General features: G+C 73.0%; 5 protein-coding genes and 1 pseudogene. 4 read left to right on the top strand and 2 right to left on the bottom strand.

All coding sequences use genetic code 11. The features are described 5' to 3' along the window. Positions 1–128: 128 nt before the first annotated feature. Complete coding sequence (locus ACFXA3_RS34375; protein WP_385193476.1) at positions 129–1,007, bottom strand: undecaprenyl-diphosphate phosphatase; 879 nt, start codon at positions 1,005–1,007, stop codon at positions 129–131. Between the two features lie 48 nt (positions 1,008–1,055). Next, positions 1,056–1,781 (bottom strand): TVP38/TMEM64 family protein, encoded by a 726-nt coding sequence (locus tag ACFXA3_RS34380; protein ID WP_385193479.1) that lies wholly within the window; start codon positions 1,779–1,781, stop codon positions 1,056–1,058. Between the two features lie 49 nt (positions 1,782–1,830). On the opposite strand from ACFXA3_RS34380, the gene ACFXA3_RS34385 reads away from it, so the two are divergent. The 4 genes and pseudogenes from ACFXA3_RS34385 to ACFXA3_RS34400 form a co-directional block, all read left to right on the top strand. Continuing rightward, on the top strand, positions 1,831–2,547 hold the full coding sequence (locus ACFXA3_RS34385; RefSeq protein WP_385193482.1) for a DNA alkylation repair protein: 717 nt from the start codon (positions 1,831–1,833) through the stop codon (positions 2,545–2,547). A gap of 52 nt (positions 2,548–2,599) precedes the next feature. Further along, positions 2,600–2,731, top strand: a complete 132-nt coding sequence (locus ACFXA3_RS34390; RefSeq protein WP_385193485.1) for a hypothetical protein — start codon at positions 2,600–2,602, stop codon at positions 2,729–2,731. A gap of 100 nt (positions 2,732–2,831) precedes the next feature. After that, positions 2,832–4,013 (top strand): elongation factor Tu, encoded by a 1,182-nt coding sequence (gene tuf / locus ACFXA3_RS34395; protein ID WP_385193488.1) that lies wholly within the window; start codon positions 2,832–2,834, stop codon positions 4,011–4,013. 113 nt (positions 4,014–4,126) lie between these two features. Beyond that, a pseudogene (locus ACFXA3_RS34400) lies at positions 4,127–4,271 on the top strand (patatin-like phospholipase family protein); the annotation flags it as partial.

Below are 4,271 nucleotides of genomic sequence, written 5' to 3' on the forward strand. Positions count from 1 at the left end.
CCTGGACGGCGAGCAGCGCCGCGCTGATCCCTGCGGCCCCGCGGCGGCGCCCGGCGGCCCCCCCCGCCCCGCCCGCCGGGCCCCCCCCCCCCCCTCCTGTTCACGCGAAGCGGTGAGCGGCGTCGGCGTCAGCCGGCCGACTGGGCGGCGAAGGGGCTGAGCACGCCCGTGCCGATCAGCACGAACAGTGCGATGCCCAGGGCGATCCGGTAGATCACGAAGGGCATGAAGCTCTTGCTGGAGATGAACTTCATGAACCACGCGATGACGGCGTAGCCCACGAAGAACGCGATGACCGTGGCGAAGATCGTCGGGCCCCAGGTGATGTGGCCCGGGCTCTCGACCACGTCCTTGATCTCGAACGCGCCCGAGGCCAGCACGGCCGGAATGGCGAGCAGGAACGAGTAGCGGGCGGCCGCCTCACGGGTGAAGCCCAGCAGCAGACCGCCGGAGATCGTCGCACCGGAGCGGGAGACGCCCGGGATCAGTGCCATCGCCTGGCAGAGACCGAAGATCAGGCCGTCCTTGACGCCCAGCTCCTTCAGGCTCTTGCGCTCGCGGACGGCGCGGTGCCGTCCCCCCTCCTCGTCGCGGGCGGCCAGCCGGTCCGCTATGCCGAGGACGACGCCCATCACGATCAGGGTGGTGGCGGTCAGCCGCAGGTCACGGGCCGGGCCGGTGATCTGGTCCTTGAACGCGATGCCCAGCACACCGATCGGGATCGACCCGACGATCACCAGCCAGCCCATCTTCGCGTCCTGCTCCGAGCGCAGCGAGGCGTTGAAGAGCGAGCGGAACCAGGTGGAGACGATCCGTGCGATGTCCTTGCGGAAGTAGATCAGCACGGCGGCCTCGGTGCCGATCTGCGTGATCGCGGTGAAGGCCGCGCCCGGGTCCTGCCAGCCGGCGAATGCCGCGGTCAGCCGGAGATGGGCGCTGGAGGAGATCGGGAGGAACTCCGTAAGCCCCTGGACGAGACCGAGGATTAGGGATTCGAACCAGCTCATGTCGGGGTGCGCTCGTCCTTGTGATCGTCGGGCAGTTCGGGTCCGATGCTAGGGCCCGTGGGGAGCGGCACTGACCACAGGGGGGTGCACGGGAACCGGATCGTGTGTTTCGCACGCCGGTACGGGCGCCAGCCGGTGCCGCTTGCGCCACCCGACGACCGTCGCGGCCGCCGCGGAAACCGCGATGAAGCCGAAGGACGCGAGGAAGGCGGGAGAGTCGGGCGAGGAGGCGCTCGCGCCCGCGACCACGTACGCCGCGGTGTTCGGGACGACGCCGATGGCCGTCGCGAGGAGGAACGGGAGCCAGCCGCAGCGGGACACCGCCGCACAGTAGTTGGCGACCGCGAAGGGCAGGCCCGGGAAGATCCGGACGGCCAGCACCGAGCGGAAGCCGTGCCGGGCCAGCTGGTCGTCGGCCGCCCGGAGCCAGCGCCCGCGCAGCAGCGGCCGCACGGCGTCCCGGCCCATCAACCGGCCCAGCCCGAAGGCGATCCCGGCGCCGATCACCGAGCCGCCGACCGCCGCGGCCAGGCCGAAGGGGATGCCGAACACCGCCCCGGCCGCCAGGTTGAGCAGCGGTCGCGGCGCCAGTGCCGCCGTGGCCACTCCGTACGCGGCCGCGAACAGCAGCACCGCCGCGCCCACCGGGAGCCCCGCCGGCCAGCCCTGGGACAGCAGGCGCTGGGGCTCGTAGAGCACGACGCACACGCCGGCCGCCAGCAGGAGCACGCCGAGCAGCGACAGCCGCGTCCACGGCGCGAGGAGGAGGGACATCCGGCGAGACTAGCCGACCCGTGCGGCGCCGCGCCGTAATCTGGGCCTCATGCGGCCGAACGACCAGCGTCCCCCCAAGGTCGCGCCCAGCGCCCTCGCCGACACCCTCATGGACCGCCTGACCAGGACGTACGCGGCGGCGGCCGACCCGGTGCGGGCCCGGTCCATGACCGCGTACATGAAGGACGTGGCCCCCTTCCTCGGCATCCGGACCCCGCTGCGCCGCGAACTCTCGAAGGCCGTGACCGCGGGCACCCCGAAGCCGGCGGAGGCCGACGTGACCGCGCTCGTGCTGCGGTGCTGGGAGCTGCCGGAGCGCGAGTACCAGTACTTCGCGGTGGACTACCTGCGCCGCCACGTGGGGGTCTGCTCCTCCCGCTTCCTGCCGGTGCTCCGCCGGCTGCTCGTCACCGTCCCGTGGTGGGACACCGTCGACCTGCTCGCGGCCCACGCGGCCGGCCCGCTCGTGGCCGCCGACCCGGCGCTCACCGCCGTGATGGACGACTGGATCGGCGACGAGGACCTCTGGCTCGCCCGCACCGCCCTGCTCCACCAGCTGCGCTACAAGTCCGCGACCGACGCGGGGCGCCTCTTCGCCTACTGCCGCAGCCGGAGCGGCCACCCCGACTTCTTCATCCGCAAGGCCATCGGCTGGGCACTGCGCGAGTACGCGAAGACCGACCCGGAAGCGGTCCGCGCCTTCGTCGCCGCGGAACGGGACGCCCTGTCGCCCCTGTCCGTACGCGAAGCGCTCAAGAACCTCTGACCGCAAGGAAATTCATTCGACGCGCCGCGCACGGTCCGGCAGGATCTGCGGCATGTCCCGGTACGCCTTCCCCGCAGCGCCGTCCGCAGTCGCGGACGCGCCGAAGGCTGCCGCTTTCCCCTTCGAGGCACTCGCGGCGTTCGAGGCACCTGCCCCCGCCGCGTTCGACGGCGCACGAAGCTGACCCTTCCCGGACAGTCCGGCGGACCCCGCAGGGGGAGGGTCGGCCCGGCCTCAGGGGTCCCGGAGCAGCTTCGGAACATCGGACCAACGGGAAAGACATCATGGCCAAGACGGCCTTCGTGCGCACCAAGCCGCACCTCAACATCGGCACCATGGGTCACGTCGACCACGGCAAGACCGCCCTGACCGCCGCGATCACCAAGGTGCTCGCCGAGCGCGGCGGCGCCTCCTTCGTGCCGTTCGACCGCATCGACCGGGCCCCGGAGGAGGCCCGGCGCGGCATCACCATCAACCTCACGCACGTCGAGTACGAGACCGACACCCGGCACTACGCCCACGTGGACATGCCCGGCCACGCCGACTACGTCAAGAACATGGTCACCGGCGCCGCCCAGCTCGACGGGGCGATCCTCGTGGTCTCCGCCCTCGACGGGGTCATGCCACAGACCGCCGAGCACGTGCTCCTCGCCCGCCAGGTCGGCGTGAACCACATCGTCGTCGCGCTCAACAAGGCCGACGCCGGGGACCCCGAGCTCACCGACCTGGTCGAGCTGGAGGTCCGCGAACTGCTCACCGCCCACGGCTACGGCGGCGACGGCGCCCCGGTCGTCCGGGTCTCCGGGCTCGGGGCGCTGGAGGGCGACCCGCGCTGGACCGCCGCGATCGAGGCGCTGCTCGATGCGGTCGACACGTACGTGCCGATGCCGGTGAGGTACACGGACGCGCCGTTCCTGCTGCCGGTGGAGAACGTACTGACCATCACCGGGCGCGGAACGGTCGTGACGGGCGCCGTCGAGCGCGGCAGCGTCCGCACCGGCGACCGGGTCAGCGTCCTCGGCGGCGACGGCGAGCCCGTCGAGACCGTGGTGACCGGCCTGGAGACCTTCGGCAAGCCGATGGAGTCCGCCGAGGCCGGGGACAATGTCGCCCTGCTGCTGCGCGGCGTGCCGCGCGACGGCGTACGCCGCGGGCAGGTGGTCGCCGCGCCCGGCAGCGTCGAGCCGAAGCGCCGCTTCACCGCGCAGGTGTACGTGCTCTCCGCGCGGGAGGGCGGCCGTACCACCCCGGTGGCGACCGGGTACCGGCCGCAGTTCTACATCCGCACCGCCGACGTGGTCGGGGACGTGGACCTGGGCGTGGCCGGGGTGGCCCCGCCGGGCGAGACGGTCGCGATGACCGTCGAGCTCGGACGGGACGTGCCGCTCGAGTCGGGGCTCGGCTTCGCGATCCGCGAGGGCGGGCGCACCGTCGGCGCGGGGACGGTCACGGCCGTGCTCGGCTGAACCGCCGGCCGCACCGCCCTCCGGTGTCCCGGCACCCCACCGTGGTGGCGGTAGTCCGCTTGCGCCAGACTGCCGTCACCACGGGCGCGCGGAGCGCGGGGAAGGAGGCCGCGATGAGCGGCGGTACGGCACTGGTGCTCGGCGGCGGAGGACTCACCGGCATCGGCTGGGAGACCGGGATCCTGTACGGGCTCGCCCGGGCGGGCGTGGACCTGACCGCCGCGGACCTCGTCGTCGGCACCTCGGCGGGCTCGGTGG

Origin of the sequence: Streptomyces sp. NPDC059456 (assembly GCF_042750055.1) — a bacterium.
Taxonomy (GTDB): Bacteria; Actinomycetota; Actinomycetes; order Streptomycetales; family Streptomycetaceae; genus Streptomyces.